This window comes from Cloacibacterium sp. (assembly GCF_047601505.1).
Lineage (GTDB): Bacteria > Bacteroidota > Bacteroidia > Flavobacteriales > Weeksellaceae > Cloacibacterium.
On the sequence record NZ_JASGJD010000001.1, the window covers coordinates 2,992,412 to 3,011,684 of the forward strand.

Here is a 19,273-nt window from a genome sequence, read left to right on the forward strand (position 1 = left end):
TTTTACGACATTTAAGTGTCGTTCGTTATAAGAAACTGTTTTTCAGTGCTATTCTCAATTTATTAGTTTTGTTCAAACTTATTCCATTAATTGCTACAATTAGTAGTTTCATCATTAAAAAAGCGAGTAATAAATAAATGAAAATTGGTTTTCTGATGAGAAATTCTTTCTGAACAAATGGACAAATGATTAAAGAAATGGATTGGAAAAATGCCAAAATAATTTGTACCTCAACTATTTTTTTTCCGAGATTTTTATTGAGTGAGTCTTTCGTTTTCGAAGTTAAAAACCAAGGAAAAATAATTCCACCAAACGGAATTACTAAAGCTGCAAGAGCAGAAAAATTGATGGTTTTTGCACGTTCTATATTTTCGGTTTCTTTGTCAAGTAAATTTTCCGGATTGGTTTCTAACGTTTTTGAAATCGCATTTAGTGTAAAACCTTTTAGCGGACTCCCTGCTTCAATTCTTTGAATAGTTCTAAGTGAAACACCAGATTTTTCAGCAAGTTCACTTTGTGTAAGGTTTCTTTGTTCTCTCCAATATTTTACATTATTCATTGTTTTGAACGGCATTTTGTATAAAACTTCTGCTAACGCGATGGTGGGACAATCGAAGCACTTCCGTTCAGCTAATGTACAAAAGTTGATAGAAGCACACAAGTTCAGCATTAGCTCTTCTACCCGCATTTTGCCAAACAACTACCGATGTGGATGTCCTTTTTTCGTTCGTTATTGCCGAGCCATAAACCCTTCGCAGTTAAATATTGCATACAAGCTTATTTTGGGGTTTTCTTCACTATCTTGTAGCTTTTTATACAGTATCGGATGTCAAGCCGATTTGTCGAATTTTGTTTTTACAGTCTCTTCCATTTCTAATTGATTTTAAAATTTTATTAGAATATTTCCTTGATTTGTCTTGTCCATTCTTCAATTACTTCTGCATCTGCCTTGTCGGCTTTATCAAAAAAGAAATGCTGATTAATTTCTAATCCGCAATAGGTAAAAATGCCCTTATCAGATGTTAGTGAGAGTGCCTTATCCATTCCAGTACTTTCATATTCGGTTTTCGATTTTCCGTGTGTATTGATGATGGTAGTTTGTTTACCTGTAAGCAAACCTTTTTGAATGCCTTGGTCGTAACGATAAGCAAAACCATAACTAAAAACACGGTCAATAAATCCTTTCATAATGGCAGGCATTCCTGTCCACCAAATAGGATAAATGAAAGTGATATGGTCTGCCCACGAAATATAATCTTGTTCCTGTTTTACATCGTCTGCAACTATCCCCATTCGTTGTCCTTTCATATCTTCCAATGAAAGAATCGGATTGAAATCAATTTGATATAAATCTCTTATTACAATTTCGTGATTTTTACTTTGAAGGATTTCCATAATCGTCTCCAAAAAGTGATGGTTTAAACTTCCCTCTTTGGGATGAGCATAAATGATTAAATGTTTCATTGTCCTATTTTTTTTAAATTTGATAGGACAAAAGTAGAATGGCAGGGTTTGCTAAAATTGTAAGAAAACGAAATTGGGCTTATTCAGCCTTGGCGATACAAATATCTTGTTGAAATTTTAGATATTTTGTTGGACTAATATTGAGATAATGCTTGAAGTCGTGAATGAGTTGGCTTTGGTCGTAATAACTACATTCGTTTATGATTTCAAACCAGTCCATTTTAGTAGATGTTGAAGCAATGTTTTGAATGCGCTCTATGGCTTTCAAAAATCGTTGATAACGATTGATTTCCTTAGAAGTGTATCCTAAAAGTTTCTTATATTTGAGTTGGATGTTTCTTTCACTTTGGTTTTGTTGGCTTGCTAAATATTTAATGGGGTTTAAATTTTCATTATCAAAGTTTACCAACTTTTCTGCAATTATATTACTGTCTCTTAAATAAGGTTTGCAAAACTCAAGTAGATAATTTACCTGATGATTTTTGTCCCCTATTTTATTGAGTTCTATCCACAAAGCAGTAAAACAATTCTCAACTAATAAATCGTCAGGATTTATTGGCAAATGTTCTGCAATTGAAGCGTTACCGAAGAAACGGTAAAAAGCATCATCTTTAAAATTGGCAACCAAAATTTGAGAATTAGGTGGCAAAGAATAATCAAATGCCTGCTTAATAGGCCCTAACACAAAACATCTATCAACAACTACTTTCGTGCTATTTTTAGAATGAAGTATGGCTTTTTCTCCGAAATTAAAAATTAAGATAGTTTGATACAAAGGAAAAAATGTTTTGTAAATGATGTCGGATGATTTATTATCAGCATAATAAAAATGAGAAAAAACATCTTCGTAGTCTGTTGGAACAGCTATTTTAATACTCGTGTATTTATCCTCGTGCTCTGTCATTTTCTTATTGTCGATATTTGTACAGGGTGCCACTAACGTTTAATGACTTTGCGAGGCGAGGCTTTTCAGCACTCACTTTCTTGCGAATAACGGACATACAAATATAACGAAAACTTTCTTACGGAGACGTTTTCCCCCGCTCCTGCAAAACCAATGTTAGCGACTGGTATTTATCTTTCGGTCGGTAAGTTCTGTTGGTGTCAGTCCGAAGTATTTTTTAAAAGCGTATGAAAAATGCGATAAGTTTTCAAAACCTGTTTCTAAATATACTTCAACAGGTTTCTTGTTTTTCTCTGCCAGTTGGTAGTGTGCCAATTCTAAACGTTTTTGTGTTAGCCAACGTTGTGGAGTTTTGTCATAAATTCTTTGAAAATCACGTTTGAAAGTTGTCAAACTGCGTCCTGTCAAATAGCCAAACTTTTCCAACGGCATATTGAACATAAAGTTCTTTTCCATAAATCCTGCCAAATCAATTTTATGCGGTTCTTCAAAGTTGGCTAAAATATTGTCAATGCCTTTATCGATTGTTCGCAAAACACTAATTGCTTCCGTAATTTTTAATGAAGCAATGTTTTCGGGAAATTTTTCCTGCACGTCAAAATAAGGGATCAACGAAGCAAGGCAACTTTCCAATAATGGGTGTTTTTCAAAACTACGAATCTTTTGAGTTGCTAAAACTTTTATTTTTACATTCAAGTCTGCGTAAAACTTTCGTAACCTGTTAATGGAAAGGTGCATTACAACTGACTTGTGCGGTTGTCCGTCTTTTGGATAATTGATGATTGTCGCTAACTGATTTCTTGGAATGAGAAAAATATCACCAGCTTTAAACAAATAGTTGCAGTCTGCCTGAATGATTTTTGTTTCGCCCGAAATGAACCACACAAGCATATGATGGTCAAACACAACTTCCGTTTTAAACAACTTGTCTTCATAACAAGAAAGTTTAATATCGTCAGTTATGTATTTTAATTGAAATTCCATATGCTTGTATGGTTACAAATTTACAAAAATCAGTTAAGTTCAAATGTTATGCCTGTCAACTTTTCGCTTAGTTGCCACAAACTTTTTGCGCTGGTTTCGTCCAACGAATAAGGTTTTACACCTGCGGAAATCTCCTGTACCAAAGACAATTTGGCAATGTCTGTATCTTCGCAAAACACACCGCCAATGTTGTTTAATAACGGACTTGTTGCACACCAAATTGTTGTAGAAGCACCTTGCGGAATTGTTTTTAAGTTTGCTGAAACTTCAGGCTTAATATTTCCATTTTCATCACAAAAGCCCATTTTTACAAACAATTCCAATGGTGCTTCTCTTGCTAATTCAGTTCCACCAATAGAACCAGGGTGTAATGAGTACGCTCTTACGCCAAATTCTTTTGCTCGATTGTCTAGTTCAAGCGAAAACAAATTGACTGCGGTTTTTGATTGTCCGTAAGCTTGCAAAGTTTCATATTCTCTATGTTCAAAATTCGGGTCGTCAAAATTGAAAGGCGCAAATTGATGTCCTTGCGATGAAACGTTTATTACTCTTGCTCCGTCAGCTTTTTTTAGTGCATTCCAAAGTCTTGCTGTGAGTTGAAATTGTGCCAAATAATTTACTGCTAATTGCGATTCAATACCACGATTGTCCCTGCGTAGCGGAACCCACATAATTCCAGCGTTGTTGATAAGCAAATGCAAAGGTCTGTCCGAAGCCAAAAACTTTTCAGCAAATGTATCAATGGAAGTTGGATTCATTAAATCCATTTCTTCGATTTCAACATTATTTATTCCTTGCAGATTTTTCTTTGCTTTTTCAATATCTCTTGCAGGAACAATGACTGTTGCGCCTGCATTTGCAAGTGTTTTCACTGTTTCCAATCCAATGCCAGTGTTTCCGCCTGTCACAATGGCGATTTTTCCTATAAGATCAATACCTTTAATAACTTCTGTTGAAGTTGATTTTGCGTTGAAGCCTGAACCTATTGGTTTCTGTAATGCTCCGTTGTAATTAGTCTGTCCCATTTTTTTAAATTTTGTTAGGACAAAGGTAGATAGCATTTTGTCGGGTAACTTTGTCTAAACGTCCGAATTTACTTTGTTTAAAAGTTCAAGTTTTTTGTTTAGTCTATCGGTTGTTTTTTGCACATCGAGATACGGATTGGTGTCAGTGCGGGCGAAAGAAGAACTAAAAGTTCAATTTCGAACAAACGAAGCTGACGCTTTTTTAATAGAACTAAATTAAAAAAATATGGAATTGAAAAGCAGTTGCAACAAAAAAAGTGAAAATGGTTAAATTTGAAATTAACTCATTTATTTTGCCAATATATTATTAATAGAGCTGTAAATCTATTTACTTATTTTAATTTCCTTTAAATGAATTAACATTCTTTGATTCATTTTGGTTACAACAACCGTTGTTTTGGCTACATTTATTCTTTGATATTCTTGCAATTTTGTAACATTAAAACAATAGAAATATGAATATCATTTTAACAGGCTCATTAGGCAACATTAGTAAACCGATTGCAACGAAATTAATTTCAAAAGGACATTCGGTAACTATTATTAGTAGCAATACTGATAAGCAAAAGGACATTGAAAAATTGGGAGCAAAAGCTGCCATTGGAACAATGGAAGATGTAACTTTCCTAATAAAAACATTTAAAAATGCCGATGCTGTTTATTGCATGGAAACATTTGGTTTTTTCAATCCCAATTTTGACTATATGCAATATATAAGCCAAGTTGTACATAACTACAAACAGGCTATTGAACAATCAGGGATAAAAAAAGTTATTCATTTAAGCAGCATTGGAGCACATACTTCCACAGGTGTGGGCATATTACAATTCCACCATTTGGCAGAAAGTATCCTTAATCAGCTTTCCGAAGATGTTGTAATTAAATTCATTCGTCCTGTAGGTTTTTATGTAAATTTACTTGGTCAAATTGCCACGATTAAAACACAGAGCGTTATTATATCAAATCTCGAAAGTAACAATAAAGAACCTTGGGTTTCGCCTCAGGATATTGCAGATGTGATTGCAGAAGAATTTGACAGTCCGTTCGACAACCGCAAAATACGCTATGTAGCCAGTGACGAGGTTTCGGGAAATGACATTGCAGATGCATTGGGGAAAGCTATCGGGAAGACCGATTTAAAATGGATAACTGTAACGGACGAACAATATTTGAATGGATTATTAAATTTTGGAATGAACCCCAAAATCGCAGCAGACTATGTCGCAATGCAGTCTGCACAACGCGACGGAAGTATTTATAAAGATTTCAATTTGCATAAACCCATATTGGGAAAAGTTAAAATAACTGATTTTGCAAAAGATTTTGCTATCGCCTATAATCAAAAATAGATCAGCAATAAAAGGAGTCAAATAATATCAAATTAAATATGACAAAAAAAACACCAATTTATATAAAAACTATTAGCGAATTTCATAAATTTCGAAATTTACCCAAGCCCGAACATCCTTTGATTAGTGTAATAGATTACTCAACCATTAAGCATATGGTAGAAAATAATTCCTTGAGTTGGGTACTCGATTTTTATTCTATTTCGTTGAAAAGAACTTCAAATGCCAAGTTTAAATATGGGCATCAGGAATGTGATTTTGATGAAGGGTTTATGTTCTTTATGTCTCCGCAGCAGGTTTTTAGTGTGTTGGTAGATGAAGCTCATCAACCCGTAAATTCAGGATGGCTTTTACTTATTCATCCTGACTTTTTTTGGAATTCTTCCCTTGTTCAAAATATTAAGAAATATGATTTTTTCAATTATTCTGTAAATGAAGCATTATTTCTTTCCGATAAAGAGGAAATTATACTCAATGGGATTGTGAAAAATATTCATCAGGAATGTGGAGCTAACATTGATAAGTTCAGTAAGCAAATTATCATCACACACATAGAAAACTTATTGAGCTATTCAGAACGCTTTTATAATCGTCAGTTTCTTACGAGAGAGAAAATTAATCATCAGATTTTGGAACAATTAGAAAAGTTATTGACGGATTATTTTAAAAATGATGATTTAATTTCAAAAGGTTTGCCTACAGTTCATTATGTTGCAGAGAATTTAAATGTTTCTCCAAGCTATTTGGGTAATTTGCTTAGAACATTAACTGGTCAAAATACGCAGCAGCATATCCATAACAAACTAATAGAAAAAGCAAAAGAAAAATTATCAACCTCAAATTTGTCTGTTAGTGAAATTGCTTATTATTTAGGCTTTGAGCATTCTCAATCATTTAGTAAACTTTTTAAGAGTAAAACAAATTTAACACCTTTGGAGTTTAGGGCTTCGTTCAATTAGCTGAAAGGATAGATATTGACAAAGTGCTATAAGACTTTTAAGCAATAATTTAAACAATTTATAGATGGAAAAACATATTATCAATCCCTGGACTTGGCAAGATGCTAGAAATTATGTTCAGGCAATCGAAGTGAAAAACATTGAAGGAACACTATATGTTTCGGGACAAACAGCTATAAATGATGATGGAATATCAAGTAATGAAGATATGCGTTCACAATTAATCCAAACCATTCAAAATTTAGAAAAAATTATTCTAAAAGCTGATTATGAGTTGAAAAACATTGTACGGCTAAATATATATACAGTTTCTACTTCAGAGTTATTTGAAAATTTTGATATCTTCCAGAATTGGATAACTAGAAACAATATCAAACAAACATCCACCGTATTGGAAGTGAAAAGTCTTTTTGAAACTCTAAAAGTTGAATTTGAGGCGACAGTAGTAAAATAGTGATGTCCTAGTTTGGACTGTATTAGGCACGATATAATCTGATAGTCAAGGACAAAAGAATTAGTTTTGTTAAAAAAATAAATATTCACCCTTAAAACTGTCAAAATGAATTTAGAAACAAAATTCATCAGAAGCAAATTAGGATTACTTAAAATTACCATTCTTTATAATTACAAATCTAAAGGTTAGTGATGGAATATTTAAAACACACAACTTGCTTATTTTCAATATAAATTTTAAATTAAATAATCAAAACAAGAGTAGACATTTCTATGCTCTTGTTTGTTTTCAATGGGAAAAACCGTTTTAAAAAAAGCAGTCTTCACTACATCCTTATCGAACAATTTTTACATACCGAAGGAAAAAAATCTCTATTGATATGTAAATTTTTCAGCCAGACAACAACTTTTACCACTATGCAATGTCGAGCGATAAGTGCAAATTTCAGTGATATTGACCACCTTATTTCAATTTAAAGTGACCACCCAATTTCGGTTTAAAGTGACCACCTTATTTCGGAGCAAATTGACCACCCCTTTTTCTTGTTTAAAAACTACTTTTTTTCATGCGTTTTTTTGTTGTTAAACTTATTGATTCAAATGTAATAAAAATTAGTAATTTTTGCTGTTTCTTTTTTTTCTCATTGATTCTCCTTGAAGCTCAATTCGGTGAGATTGATGGATAAGTCGGTCTAAAATAGCATCTGCAATGGTTTTTTCACCAATAATATCATACCAACCTTGAACTGGGATTTGTGAGGTTACAATGATAGAACCGTTGTTGTGACGGTCTTCTATGATTTCTAAAAGGGTAATTCGGTTCTGGCTGTCCAACGCTTGGAGCCCAAAATCATCCAAAATAAGTACATCCTGCCGCTGTATTTTGGTGAGTTCTCGTAGATAAGAACCGTCTGCTTTTGCCATTTTTAATTTTGCAAACAGCTTCGAGGTGTTGAAGTAATTTACCTTATAACCCTCTATACAAGCCTGATAGCCCAATGCTGTTCCTAGATAACTTTTGCCAACACCAGTGCTTCCTGTGATCAGGATGTTTTCGTTTTTTTCTACAAATTCGCATTCCGAGAGTCTCAATATAAGATTGCGATCCAAATTTCTGGACGCATCATAATTTAGGGTTTCAATGCTGGATTGGTAATGGAATTTGGCGTTCTTGATGCTTCTTTCAATACGCCTGTTATGCCTTTCGTCCCATTCTGCATCAATGAGTATTGATATAAATTGATCCAACGTGTAATGGTCGATTTTACCGCTTTCAATAGAGGTTTTAAAGGCGTTGTGCATGCCGTGAAGCGTCATTTGCTTCATTTTGGTAAGAGTGGTTTCATTCATAATTTTAATAATTGATAATTGATAATTGATAATTTTTGATAAATTTCCAACTTCCAACTTCCAACTTCCAACTTCCAACTTCCAGCTTCCAACTTCCAGCTTCCAGCTTCTAACTTCCAACTTCTAGTTGTAATACTGCTTTCCACGAATATTGCTATGTTCGGGAAGTTCTTGCTGGCTTTGGTCTTCTGTGTCATAATCCATGTGATCTAAATTGTTTTCTAAAATTTTCTGTATGGATTTGTAACTGTAAATTTCATACTCCAAACCTCGTTTGCAAGCTTTGATGAGGCGCGCTTTTCCTACTTTTTTTTCTAAATTCAAAATCCCTAAGCAGCTTTTGTAAGCTTGTTCTGGGTGGTTTCTACTCTCGATGATATGCAGAATGTATTCTCCAACTGCTGCGTCAATGCTTTTCGCCCAATCCATGAAGCGTTCTGCACTCCATTCTGCTACAAAACGGTGCGTGCTTGCCAAATGTTCCGAAGTGGTGGTATATACATAAGGCTTGTAATTGCGCTTGTGGAGGGCTATTCTGTTGTATTTGTAATAAATTTCTACCGTAGAACTGGTGTACAATAGTTTCACCTTTTTCTTGATATAGGGATATGGAACACTGTAATAGTTCTTATCACGGCTTAAATGAACGTGTCCGTTCTGCATTACCGTGGCAAAGGATTGGTATTTGATTTCAAAATAAGTAGTAGGAAGCGGTCGTAAGGTAGGCTGTTCGTCTTCCAAAAACAGTTCCCTGCGAGAATAAGGACGAGCGGTGAGTTTTCGGTTGTTATGAGCGTCTAATAAATCCCAGATTTCTTGGTTGAGTTCTTCTAAATTGAAAAACTGTTGGTCTTTTATGTTGGCATAAATTCTTCGATACAAAATCTTCACGGCTCCTTCTACCAAGGATTTGTCTCGTGGTTTATAGGCTCTGGTTGGTAAAATCGTGGTTTCATAGTGTTCGGCTAAATCTGATAAAGTTTCATTCAAAGTAGGCTCAAAACGATTGCTTTTAACCACTGCAGATTTTAAATTATCGGGAACTATTGCAGCGGGAACGCCCTGAAAATAACGCATTGCTCGTTCTACTGAATGTACAAAATCTTCCTTTTGTTGGCTCAACGTGGCTTCCGCATACGTGTATTGGCTTCCACCTAATAGGGCTACAAAAAATTGTACTTCTCGTAATTCTCCATTCGTTTTGTCAATGATATAAAGGGGTTTTCCTGCGTAATCTACGTACATCTTGTCCCCGCATTTGTGGTGCATGTGCATCACGGGATTTACCCTGTTGCTCCATATTCGGTAATGATGACGGAACTGTGAGCTCTTGAAACCATCGGAATGCTGCGCAATGTACGCTTCCCATAGATGATGAATGGTAATGCCTACTTTCTTCAGTTCTCTTTCCATTTTTGGAAAATAATCATACAACTCCTGTAGTTTGGGGCTTACGACATCTTCTTTGCCTCCAGAAAAAAGCAATTCTAACTCCGAATCGCTCTTTGATAAAATTTCTTCTTTTGTTTTTCCTGAAGCTTCAAATATTGAGATATACTTCTTTACGGTGTTTCTAGATAGGGATAAATAGGTGCTTATAAACAACTTACTGTTCCCTTTGCTGTACAATTTAAGGACTTTTCTTATTTTACTCATGTCTGTTAGGGTGTTTGCCATAATTCGATTTTTTTATCGAATTTAAGCTTCTAACGTCATGAAAAAATGGGCAGTTTTTGTTGCAATTTTTCTCCTCTAATTGAGGTGGTCAATTTGCTCCGAAATGGGGTGGTCAGTTTAAACCGAAACTGATGGTCAATTTACTCCGAAATAACATGGTCAATTTGACCGTTTTTTCCACTTTATCAATTGAATCAAAATGTTTTCTATCAACGGCTTTCCCTCGTTCTTCAATGATTTTAATAATATCCTCTTTGATTTGATTTTCGCTTTTCTTTTCAATCTTTTTGTTTTCGCAATAAGTTATAACTGAAACTAAATGAAGTTCAACATCTTTTAGAGTTCCGTTTTTATAATCTTTTGCAACTTCAATCAAGGCATCATCAATGAAAGAGTCGTAAACATATCTACCAAGCTCTTTACGATGCTCTTTGTAAGTTTTTAAAATGCTTCCAATAGCATCTTCAATTGCTGTATCAAATTTGTATTTGCTACTATAAGTTTTCGCTTCGCCTAAATAGAAAAGATTTTTCGCCCCACTGTAATTGTAATGAATTGCATCTGCACCAAATCTTTCCATCTCAACAGAAGTTGTGATTGGCATTTTTCGAAGCAAAGGAACACTCTTGAAAAAACTTTGCAGAAAATTGAATAAAAGCAATTCGCCAAACTGTCCTTGAACTAATAATTTGTCGGTTGAATGGTTTCTAAATTTTTTAAATGCTTCTGTCGTCAGGGTGTTATGTGCATTTTGAAAACTTCTCCCTTCACCTATCATTATGTCAATTACTTCCGCTGCTTTTTTTTGGCTATAAACCCACTCTGATATTGTGTTTACTAATTCATTACAAAATTCATCGCGATACTCTTGTAAGTCAACATAGTTTATGCAAGTGCCATAATGCTTGTTGTCAGGAAGCAGATTAAAGGATTGCTGGACAAAATGAACATGGTTCATGAACATCTTTGTGCAACTAATTAATTTCTCTATTTCTGTTTCTGTTATGGGCATCTAATTTTGTTTATTATGGTTAGTGCTCGGCATTTTTAGGCTTGCATATAACGACTCGGCGGCTTTGCGAAGTTTTCACAGGAAGCTTTGCTTGCATGAGAAAATTTTGCAAAAATGCTTTTTGAGTTAGCTCAGCGTTCGTTTTTTTGTTTTGTAAAGTTAATAAAAAAATCAATCTGCTTTCATAAAAAAGAGACCCTTCTAAAAGTCTCTTCAATATCTTTAAAAACTTTTTACGATAAAACCATAATGCTTAAAAAAAGCTCCCGAAGTAACCCTGCCTAAGTAGAGAACCCTGAGCGCGAAGTCGAAGGGCAACAGAAGTTTCATTGTTGGCTCTTCGAGCCCAACGAAACACTGGTTATTAGCGGTAGTGTTTTAGTTGAAGTTAGGAATTACTTTGTCAATTTTTTCAATAAGATTTTTATAAGTTGCTTTATCTAACTTATTTGATTTTTTCGAAATAATTTTCTGTGCTAATTTTTCTTTAAGTTGTAAGATAAAATCTCTTTCTACCAGTAAATCTGGGTAAATTTGAGCTCTATATCTATATTCAATTAAAAATCCCAGTTCTATTAACTGACTGTTTGACAACTTGTTTATAACATTCCATAATTTACTGAATTTAAATTTTTCAAAAAATGGTTTGAAAAGAAATTCATTATTGGGATTCTGTGAGTTTTCAATAAATTCATCAAAATTTTGTTCAAAAACTTCAAATATAATTTGTAATTTATTTAATTCATTTTCTTGATAGATTCTATTATTCTTTTCTATACAAACATTTGCAATTTGTTTAATTTCATTTAAGTATTTTTCTGTCGGATCAATTGATAAACGAAAATTCAAATGTTTTATATATTGATATTTATTAGTATTAATTTTCTTGATTATTTTATTTTTTAATTTATCAATATTTAGGTTTAATGGATTGTCAAACCTAGTTATGTAATGAAAAACTGTAGTATACTCATCTAAAGATAGCTTATTGTCATCTATTAACTTTATTAAGTTCTTTGTTGTTGATTTATAATCTTTAGGATTTAAATTTACACAACCCCAATATCTTAAACTATTAAATATTATTTCCTTTTCAGTAAAATTTGCATTTTCACTTTTATATATTTCTTTTAATTCGTTTAAAAGTTTATCTGTATCAAGAATATTATAACCTATAACATATTTTAAAATACTTTCAAAAAATTTAAGTTTATATTGATCCGAATCATATTGTTTAACGAACTCATCTGCATAATCTGTTTTTGATTCTTCATTTCTATGCCCAAACAAATCCCAATTTATTCTATTATTTGAAAAATGTTCATTCAAAAGTTTCAAATTAGAATCATTGAGTTTACCAAGCTTATATTCAAAAGCTATTGGTAGTGTAAATTTTAATATATCATTTAGTATTTCATTCTTTATTGTTTTGAGATTTTGACTTTTGTCTATTAAACTAAAAGCTTGTTTGTATACTTGTTTGAAATGCTCTAAGAAAAAAATTACATTCCTAAGATTGTCATCTTTTATATTAACAATGTTAATAATATATAAAGCTTGTGATTTTAAGAAATTATAATATTCTATATCGTTAGTTTTATAATTTTCGAATAAATTATTTATTACAGTGTTATTATCTGGTATGTAAGGAAATGAAATACCGATGACTTTTTCTCTTAAAGTAGAATATATATCTACATTATCTTTGTTAACTTCCTTTCTTAGAGTGTCCTCGTTTGCAATAAGAATTACTTTAGCATTCTTATTTTCAACTAAATTATTTATAAATCCATAAACTTCTGACAAGTCCAAATTTGGGCTTTTGCGATCAATATCATCAAAACAAACTACAAAGTTTTCATAATTGTTTATTTCACTTGGTGTAAGACCTGAGTCCTTTATGACTTCGTTTAAATCGACACTGAAAAAATTTGAAGCACCTTTTAAAAATCCACCGAAGACTTTAACACCTTTATTCTTTAAAATGGGATATGCTTCAAAAAATATTAACTTCTCTATTTCATCAATAGATGAAACTCCAAATAAAGAAATTTTAATAGTTTTATATTGCTCTTTTTTCGTGTCTTTATTTAGTATTTTTTTTATTTCTGGAAAAAGAGTGTTTTCAAGATAGAATGTTTTGCCAATTCCATATTTTCCTGAAATTATTACAGCATAGTTGGTTTTTTGATCTAAGTATTCAAGAATTCTTTGAGTGAGGTTTTCGTTCATTTTTTTTGCGGTGTTTTTTTAACATTGCAGGTGACACCAGACTGTGAAAAAACTTCCAGTCTGCATTAACAAAAATAGGAAAAAAGCGGATGAAACGGATTAAAATTCGTAAATTTATTAATGCAATTCATACAGGGAATTCCACGCAATCACCTACAAATCTTAAGTTTAGAAGATAACGACTGATAATCTTGTTCGGTTTATTGATGTCTTTGTAAAAGATATTGATTTAAAAAAAAAATAGAATCCACTAAAATTAGCACCTTAAAAAATAAAGCCTTGCAAATCAATGATTTACAAGGCTTTTGGCGGAGAGTGAGGGAAAACCACTATCTCTTTAAATCTCTTTATTTATCGACATTTTCTGAAATCAGGTTTCAGCTACTCACCGAATGACTCACTTTGAAAATGCAGGTTTTTGATTCATTTTATTATTCCAAATTTACTAAATAATATTCAACATTTAAGTATTCAGAATCAAAACACATCTTCTTTTTTTTAAATGGAAAATTATATTGAACGTCTTATCCTAATATTTGGACTTTTTATTTCCAAAGCTGTCACTAATCATTCTAGCCTCCTCTTCTACTTCTGATGGAAAAGAGAGAATTAGGAAAATTAATTCATGACCCCCACTTTTAGGTCGATTTGAACGTTCTGTGATTGAATATTTAGGGAGATACACCCACAAAATCGCGATCAGCAACCAAAGAATCGGGGAAATTGATATTGAAACGGTAAGTTTCAGTTACAAAGATTACCGCCATAAAGGCATCAAAAAGCAGATGACGCTGAGCCACGAAGAATTTATCCGAAGATTTTCGCTTCATATTCTACCGAAAAGATTTGTAAAAATCCGTCATTATGGTTTTTTGAATAGTCTAAATCTTAATATAAATTAATGTAAATCAGTTATTTTTATATAAAAAAACTATCTCATGGGAGATAGTTTTAAATATGAAATATATTTGAATGTTATTTTTTGAGGAGTTTTGTTTGATAGGTTTTACCATCAATTATAAGATTGATAAAGTAAAGCCCTTTTGGATAATTAGTAAGGTCGATTTGAGCTTCTTTAAGATAGGTAAATTGTTTCTCTAGGATTTTTATTGATGAGAGAAGACACTCTCACGCTAAGTTAATAGTTTCCTTTTTATCAATTCTTTATTATCACTCAATTCTTAAAATCTTTTATTCAAAATTAAAACACAATGTAAAATATTCAGTAAATAGTATTTTGTAACTCAAAAAGAACGATGAGCTTACTCTCACCGTTCTTTAGTATCAAATAATATTAATTGATTCCTCCACCTAAAACTCTATAAAGATCAACCTCAGCACTCAGTTTTTCCAATATTACGCTTATGGTTGAGAGATCATTTTGTAATTTATTATTTTGTGCCGTAATTACTTCTAAATATGAAGATTTACCATAAGTATAAAGTTTTAAAGCATCATTAATTCCCTTTTCAAGATATCCTCCTTTTTTTTCTAACAATTCTAATCTTTCAGTTGTTCCATGTGATTTTGCCATAGCATCCGAAACCTCACTTACCGCCTGCATTAACACTTTTTTGTAATTGATAACTGCCTTTTCCTGTTCGAGAATTGCCGTTTCATAAGCTGTTTTCAATTGTCTTTTCTGTAAAATTGGGTTCGCAAGATTAGCTGCAATTGCTTTGGTAACAGAACCTGGAACATCAAACCAAGAAGAAAACTTGCTGGAATTAACACCAATCTGTGGACTTAGACTAAATGTAGGATACATCGCAGCTTTTGCAAGACCTGTTTTAGCATTTAAACTTACAACAGAATATTCTGCTGCTTTTACATCTGGTCTTCTGCTTATGAGCATTGCCGGAATCCCTTCAGAAAGAATTTCCGTACTCATCATTTTTTGCAGACTATTAGCCCTTTCAAATGCTGTAGGAAACTCGCCACACAAAATACTTAATGCGTTTTCCTGAACCGCAATATTCTGTTTTGCCTGCGGAATCAGTAATTCTGCCGTTTTCTTCTGGGCTTCGGATTGCTGAATTGCCAATGAATTAATTTGTCCTGAAGTATACTGTAAGCGCATCATTTTAAGTGTATTTTCACTTAGTTCTATATTTTTTTCAGCAATTTTCACTTGTTCATCTAAACTGATTAAATTATAGTAGGCTTGTGCAACTTGTACAATAATTCTTGTTTTAAGAGCACTTAAATTTTCTTTTTGAGCAAAATAATCGGCAAGTGCAGACTCTTTTTGCATCTTTGTCTTCCCCCAAATGTCTACTTCCCAAGATGCTTTTAATGTTGCTGTATAATCATCTATATATTTATTCCTACTGAATTGTTCGTTTAATGATCCATTCAAGCTGTTAGAAGATGACCACGTTCTGCCTGCTCCCACACTGAAATCAACGGTTGGTAAAATATTGCTTTTTGCTTTTTTATAAGCTAAATCCAACTGTTCCATATTCTTGATGGCGGTAGCAACATCGTTATTATTTACAAGCGCTTTTTCGATATAGGAAGCCAATTGCGGATCTTTGAAAAAACTCTTCCAAGGCAATAAAATGCTATCACCTTTTACTTCTGTTTTAGAAGTACGATATTGTTCCGGAATATTAAGCTTAGTCTGCTCATATTTTTTTCCTACAGTACAGGAAGCAACAAATGCTGCCATTATTCCCAAAAAGATACCGTTATATATTATTTTAATTTTCATTATGATTCAATTTTAGCTTCTTTAATCTCTTTCTTTAGGGAAATTTTTTCGTCGATATATTGAAAAAACATATATAAAACAGGGATAATAAATACTCCCAAAACCACTCCGCTCAACATTCCCATAGCTGCACTTACGCTGATGGATTTGTTTCCGGAAGCCATTCCGCCACCAGAAAGCATCAGTGGAATCATACCAACAATAAACGCAAGAGAGGTCATAATAATCGGACGTAATCTGGATCGTGCACCGTCTAAAGCAGAATCTAAAATAGACAGTCCAGATTTTCTTCGCTGTAAGGCAAATTCTACAATTAAAATGGCATTTTTTGCGAGTAGTCCAATAAGCATTATAAGTCCTACCTGAACATAAATATTATTATCAAATCCTATCGCTTTTACTCCTAAAAAAGCACCAATAATTCCCGAAGGGATCGAAAGTATTACCGCTAATGGTAAAATGTAACTCTCATACTGAGCAGATAAGAGAAGGTAAACAAATAATAAACAAAGACTGAAAATACCAATCGTTTGGTTTCCTGACGATTTTTCTTCCAAACTTAAACCTGTCCATTCATAACTATAATCAGAAGGTAATTTGTTGAGAATAGTTTCCAATTTACCAATCATTTCCCCGTTGCTTACTCCCGATTTGGGGGTTACATTGATACTGAGTGAGTTGTATAGATTGTATCGTCCGATAGATTCAGGTCCGTAAACTTTTTTTAGAGAAATTAGAGTTTTAACGGGAATCATTTCTCCTGAAGAATTTTTCACAAAAATATCATTGAAGGCACTTTCGTCCATTCTGAAAACTCCATCTGCTTTGATATTTACACGATAAAATTTCCCGAACCTAGAAAAGTTCTGTGACTGATCCCCTGCAAAATAAGTCTGAACCGTATTAAGCAACCCTGAAACATTCACGCCCATCTGATCAGCTTTGTCCTCATCAACTTCCAATTCCAACTGAGGATAGTCTGCACGGAATGTCGTATAAGCAATCTGAGTTTCTGGCATTTGCATAATTTGAGCAATTACCTCATCCGCCTTAGCTTTAAGTACTTGAGGGTCTCTTCCCATATGATCCTGTAGAACAAATTCTGCACCACTGGTAACTCCGTATCCGTCTACAGGAGGCATTCTGAAAGTCATTATACTCCCTTCCTTAATGACTGACAATTTTTGATTAATCTGTCCCATAACAGCATCTATGTCCTTAATTTCACCTCGTTGTTTTTGGGGTTTCAATTTGACAAACCCCATTGAATAAGCCGGTCCAGCACTATTACTCAACAAATTGAATCCTGTTATCGACGTATTGGTTTCTATCGCTGGTACTTCTTTAAAAATAGTATTAATTCTTTCTGTAACTTCTGTTGTCTTAGATAATCCCGTTCCCGGAGGCATACTAAGTGTATACATCATAAAGCCATCATCTTCCATCGGAACAAAACTTCTGGATGTGGTGGACATAAGCCAACCGGCAAGTCCAAGAACCCCTATAATAATACCTCCAGAAATCCATTTACGTTTAATTAAGAACTGAACTGCCCCAACATATCGGTTAGTCATATTGGAAAACCCTGCATTAAAAGCCGTTGTGAATTTTTCAACAAAGCCACTTTGTTTTTTTGCAACCCCATCAGCATGGTTATTTTTTAGAAAAAGAGCACACAGAGCAGGAGTAAGCGTAAGTGCATTAACTGCAGAAATAATAATAGCAATGGCTAATGTGTATGCAAATTGTCTGTAAAATAGCCCTGCTGAACCCGACATAAATCCCATCGGAATAAAAACAGCAGACATTACAAGTGTAATAGAAATCACAGCTCCAGTAATTTCATTCATAGCTTTGTGTGTTGCTTCTTTCCCCGTCAGATTTGTACCTTCCATATTACCGTGTACCGCTTCTACAACCACTATTGCATCATCCACCACAATCCCGATAGCTAAAACCAATGCAAATAGTGTTAATAGGTTAATGGTAAATCCAAAAATAAGTAAGAAAAAGAAAGTTCCTATAATTGCAACAGGAACTGCAATCGCCGGTATAATGGTTGATTTTAAATCCTGTAAAAAAATCAATACGACAATAATTACCAGAATAAAAGCCTCAAAAAGTGTCGATTTTACCTGACTGGTTGCAGCATCAAGTTTTTCCTTAGTACTCATTACTCTTGCAATATCAATATCCGGCGGAAAGTATTTTTGGGCTTTTTCTATGGTTTTATTAATTCCAATTTCGATTTCATTAGCATTAGATCCTGTGGTTTGCATAATGGCAATGGTTACTGCATTCTTACCGTTAGAAAGGTTATCTCCACTGTACGAAATAGCTCCAAATTCTACTCTTGCAATGTCTTTTAAACGAATGATATTAACACCATCATTTTTTACGATGATATTTTCGTACTGTTCAGGTTTACTTTTCTTTCCTTTATAGCGAATTACATATTCTAAAGGAGCATTGGATTCCTGCCCTAATTTCCCAGGAGCTGATTCCAAGCTATGGCTGCTTACAGCATTTGAAACATCAGAAGGAACCAATCCATAAGAAGACATTTTCTGTGGGTTAAGCCAAATTCGCATGGAGTAATCTTTTTGACCAAAAACTTGTGCTTGTCCTACACCTTTAACCCTTTTTATTTGTGGAATTAAATTGATGTTTGCATAATTCTGTAAAAAAGTCTCACTATACTTATCATTATCCTTTGTATAAACATTGAAGATCATCACCATACTGTTCTGCTGCTTGGAAGTAGTTAACCCCATTCTAACTACTTCTTGTGGAAGAACTGCTGTTGCCTGCTGTACTCTGTTTTGAACATTTACTGCAGCTTGATCCGCATTTACGCCTTGCTTAAAGATAATGGAAATCGTAAAGGAACCATCGTTACTAGCACTGGATTTAATGTATTGCATATCTTCGACCCCATTAATCTGCTCCTCAAGAGGTGTAACTACAGAACGAATGACTGTTTCACTATTTCCACCCGGATATGATCCTGATACTGTAATGGTTGGTGGAGAAATATCAGGAAAACGTGTTACCGCCAATCTGTTAAGCCCGATAATTCCCAAAATCACAAGAAAAAGGGAAATAACGGTTGCCAATACAGGACGGTCTATTATACTTTTTAACATTTATT

At 33.5% G+C, this 19,273-nt stretch carries 15 protein-coding genes and 1 pseudogene; 4 read left to right on the plus strand and 12 right to left on the minus strand.

Features of this window, described 5'->3' with window-relative positions:
• Positions 1-25 precede the first annotated feature (25 nt).
• The 5 genes from QM746_RS13590 to QM746_RS13610 form a co-directional block, all read right to left on the minus strand.
• Complete coding sequence (locus tag QM746_RS13590) at positions 26-559, minus strand: helix-turn-helix domain-containing protein (RefSeq protein ID WP_414984723.1); 534 nt, start codon at positions 557-559, stop codon at positions 26-28.
• Positions 560-894: 335 nt separating this feature from the next.
• The gene (locus tag QM746_RS13595; protein ID WP_414984724.1) at positions 895-1,464 is read right to left on the minus strand and encodes an NAD(P)H-dependent oxidoreductase; all 570 of its coding nucleotides are present in this window, start codon (positions 1,462-1,464) and stop codon (positions 895-897) included.
• Between the two features lie 79 nt (positions 1,465-1,543).
• Positions 1,544-2,368 (minus strand): AraC family transcriptional regulator, encoded by an 825-nt coding sequence (locus QM746_RS13600; RefSeq protein ID WP_414984725.1) that lies wholly within the window; start codon positions 2,366-2,368, stop codon positions 1,544-1,546.
• Between the two features lie 156 nt (positions 2,369-2,524).
• Positions 2,525-3,352 (minus strand): helix-turn-helix domain-containing protein, encoded by an 828-nt coding sequence (locus QM746_RS13605; RefSeq protein ID WP_414984726.1) that lies wholly within the window; start codon positions 3,350-3,352, stop codon positions 2,525-2,527.
• A gap of 29 nt (positions 3,353-3,381) precedes the next feature.
• Positions 3,382-4,377, minus strand: a complete 996-nt coding sequence (locus QM746_RS13610; RefSeq protein ID WP_414984727.1) for an SDR family NAD(P)-dependent oxidoreductase — start codon at positions 4,375-4,377, stop codon at positions 3,382-3,384.
• A gap of 455 nt (positions 4,378-4,832) precedes the next feature.
• Between QM746_RS13610 and QM746_RS13615 the strand changes: the two genes are divergently transcribed.
• From QM746_RS13615 to QM746_RS13625, 3 genes are all read left to right on the plus strand, one after another.
• Positions 4,833-5,726 carry an NAD(P)H-binding protein gene (locus tag QM746_RS13615; protein ID WP_414984728.1) on the plus strand — a complete coding sequence of 298 codons (894 nt, stop codon included), beginning with the start codon at positions 4,833-4,835 and terminating at the stop codon, positions 5,724-5,726.
• Positions 5,727-5,764: 38 nt separating this feature from the next.
• Entirely contained in the window at positions 5,765-6,685 is a 921-nt protein-coding gene (locus QM746_RS13620) for a helix-turn-helix domain-containing protein (RefSeq protein WP_414984729.1), read from the plus strand.
• A gap of 64 nt (positions 6,686-6,749) precedes the next feature.
• Entirely contained in the window at positions 6,750-7,139 is a 390-nt protein-coding gene (locus tag QM746_RS13625; RefSeq protein WP_414984730.1) for a RidA family protein, read from the plus strand.
• Between the two features lie 611 nt (positions 7,140-7,750).
• Here the strand turns inward: QM746_RS13625 and istB are convergent.
• The 4 genes from istB to QM746_RS13645 form a co-directional block, all read right to left on the minus strand.
• Positions 7,751-8,608, minus strand: a complete 858-nt coding sequence (istB, locus tag QM746_RS13630; RefSeq protein ID WP_414984731.1) for an IS21-like element helper ATPase IstB — start codon at positions 8,606-8,608, stop codon at positions 7,751-7,753.
• A 3-nt stretch (positions 8,609-8,611) separates the two neighbouring features.
• Positions 8,612-10,165, minus strand: coding sequence for an IS21 family transposase (gene istA, locus QM746_RS13635; protein WP_414984696.1), 1,554 nt, complete (start codon positions 10,163-10,165; stop codon positions 8,612-8,614).
• A 112-nt stretch (positions 10,166-10,277) separates the two neighbouring features.
• Complete coding sequence (locus QM746_RS13640; protein ID WP_414984732.1) at positions 10,278-11,177, minus strand: DUF1837 domain-containing protein; 900 nt, start codon at positions 11,175-11,177, stop codon at positions 10,278-10,280.
• A gap of 378 nt (positions 11,178-11,555) precedes the next feature.
• Entirely contained in the window at positions 11,556-13,409 is a 1,854-nt protein-coding gene (locus QM746_RS13645; protein WP_414984733.1) for a hypothetical protein, read from the minus strand.
• A gap of 653 nt (positions 13,410-14,062) precedes the next feature.
• On the opposite strand from QM746_RS13645, the pseudogene QM746_RS13650 reads away from it, so the two are divergent.
• Positions 14,063-14,290 (plus strand): annotated as a pseudogene (locus QM746_RS13650) (transposase); the annotation flags it as partial.
• Between the two features lie 94 nt (positions 14,291-14,384).
• On the opposite strand, the gene QM746_RS13655 reads toward QM746_RS13650, so the two are convergent.
• The 3 genes from QM746_RS13655 to QM746_RS13665 form a co-directional block, all read right to left on the minus strand.
• Positions 14,385-14,519: a T9SS type A sorting domain-containing protein gene (locus QM746_RS13655; RefSeq protein WP_414985157.1), complete on the minus strand. Its 135-nt coding sequence runs from the start codon at positions 14,517-14,519 to the stop codon at positions 14,385-14,387.
• A gap of 184 nt (positions 14,520-14,703) precedes the next feature.
• Positions 14,704-16,122, minus strand: coding sequence for a TolC family protein (locus QM746_RS13660; protein WP_414984734.1), 1,419 nt, complete (start codon positions 16,120-16,122; stop codon positions 14,704-14,706).
• Positions 16,122-19,268: an efflux RND transporter permease subunit gene (locus QM746_RS13665; RefSeq protein ID WP_414984735.1), complete on the minus strand. Its 3,147-nt coding sequence runs from the start codon at positions 19,266-19,268 to the stop codon at positions 16,122-16,124. The genes QM746_RS13660 and QM746_RS13665 overlap by 1 nt, the downstream gene beginning before the upstream one ends.
• Positions 19,269-19,273: the final 5 nt, after the last annotated feature.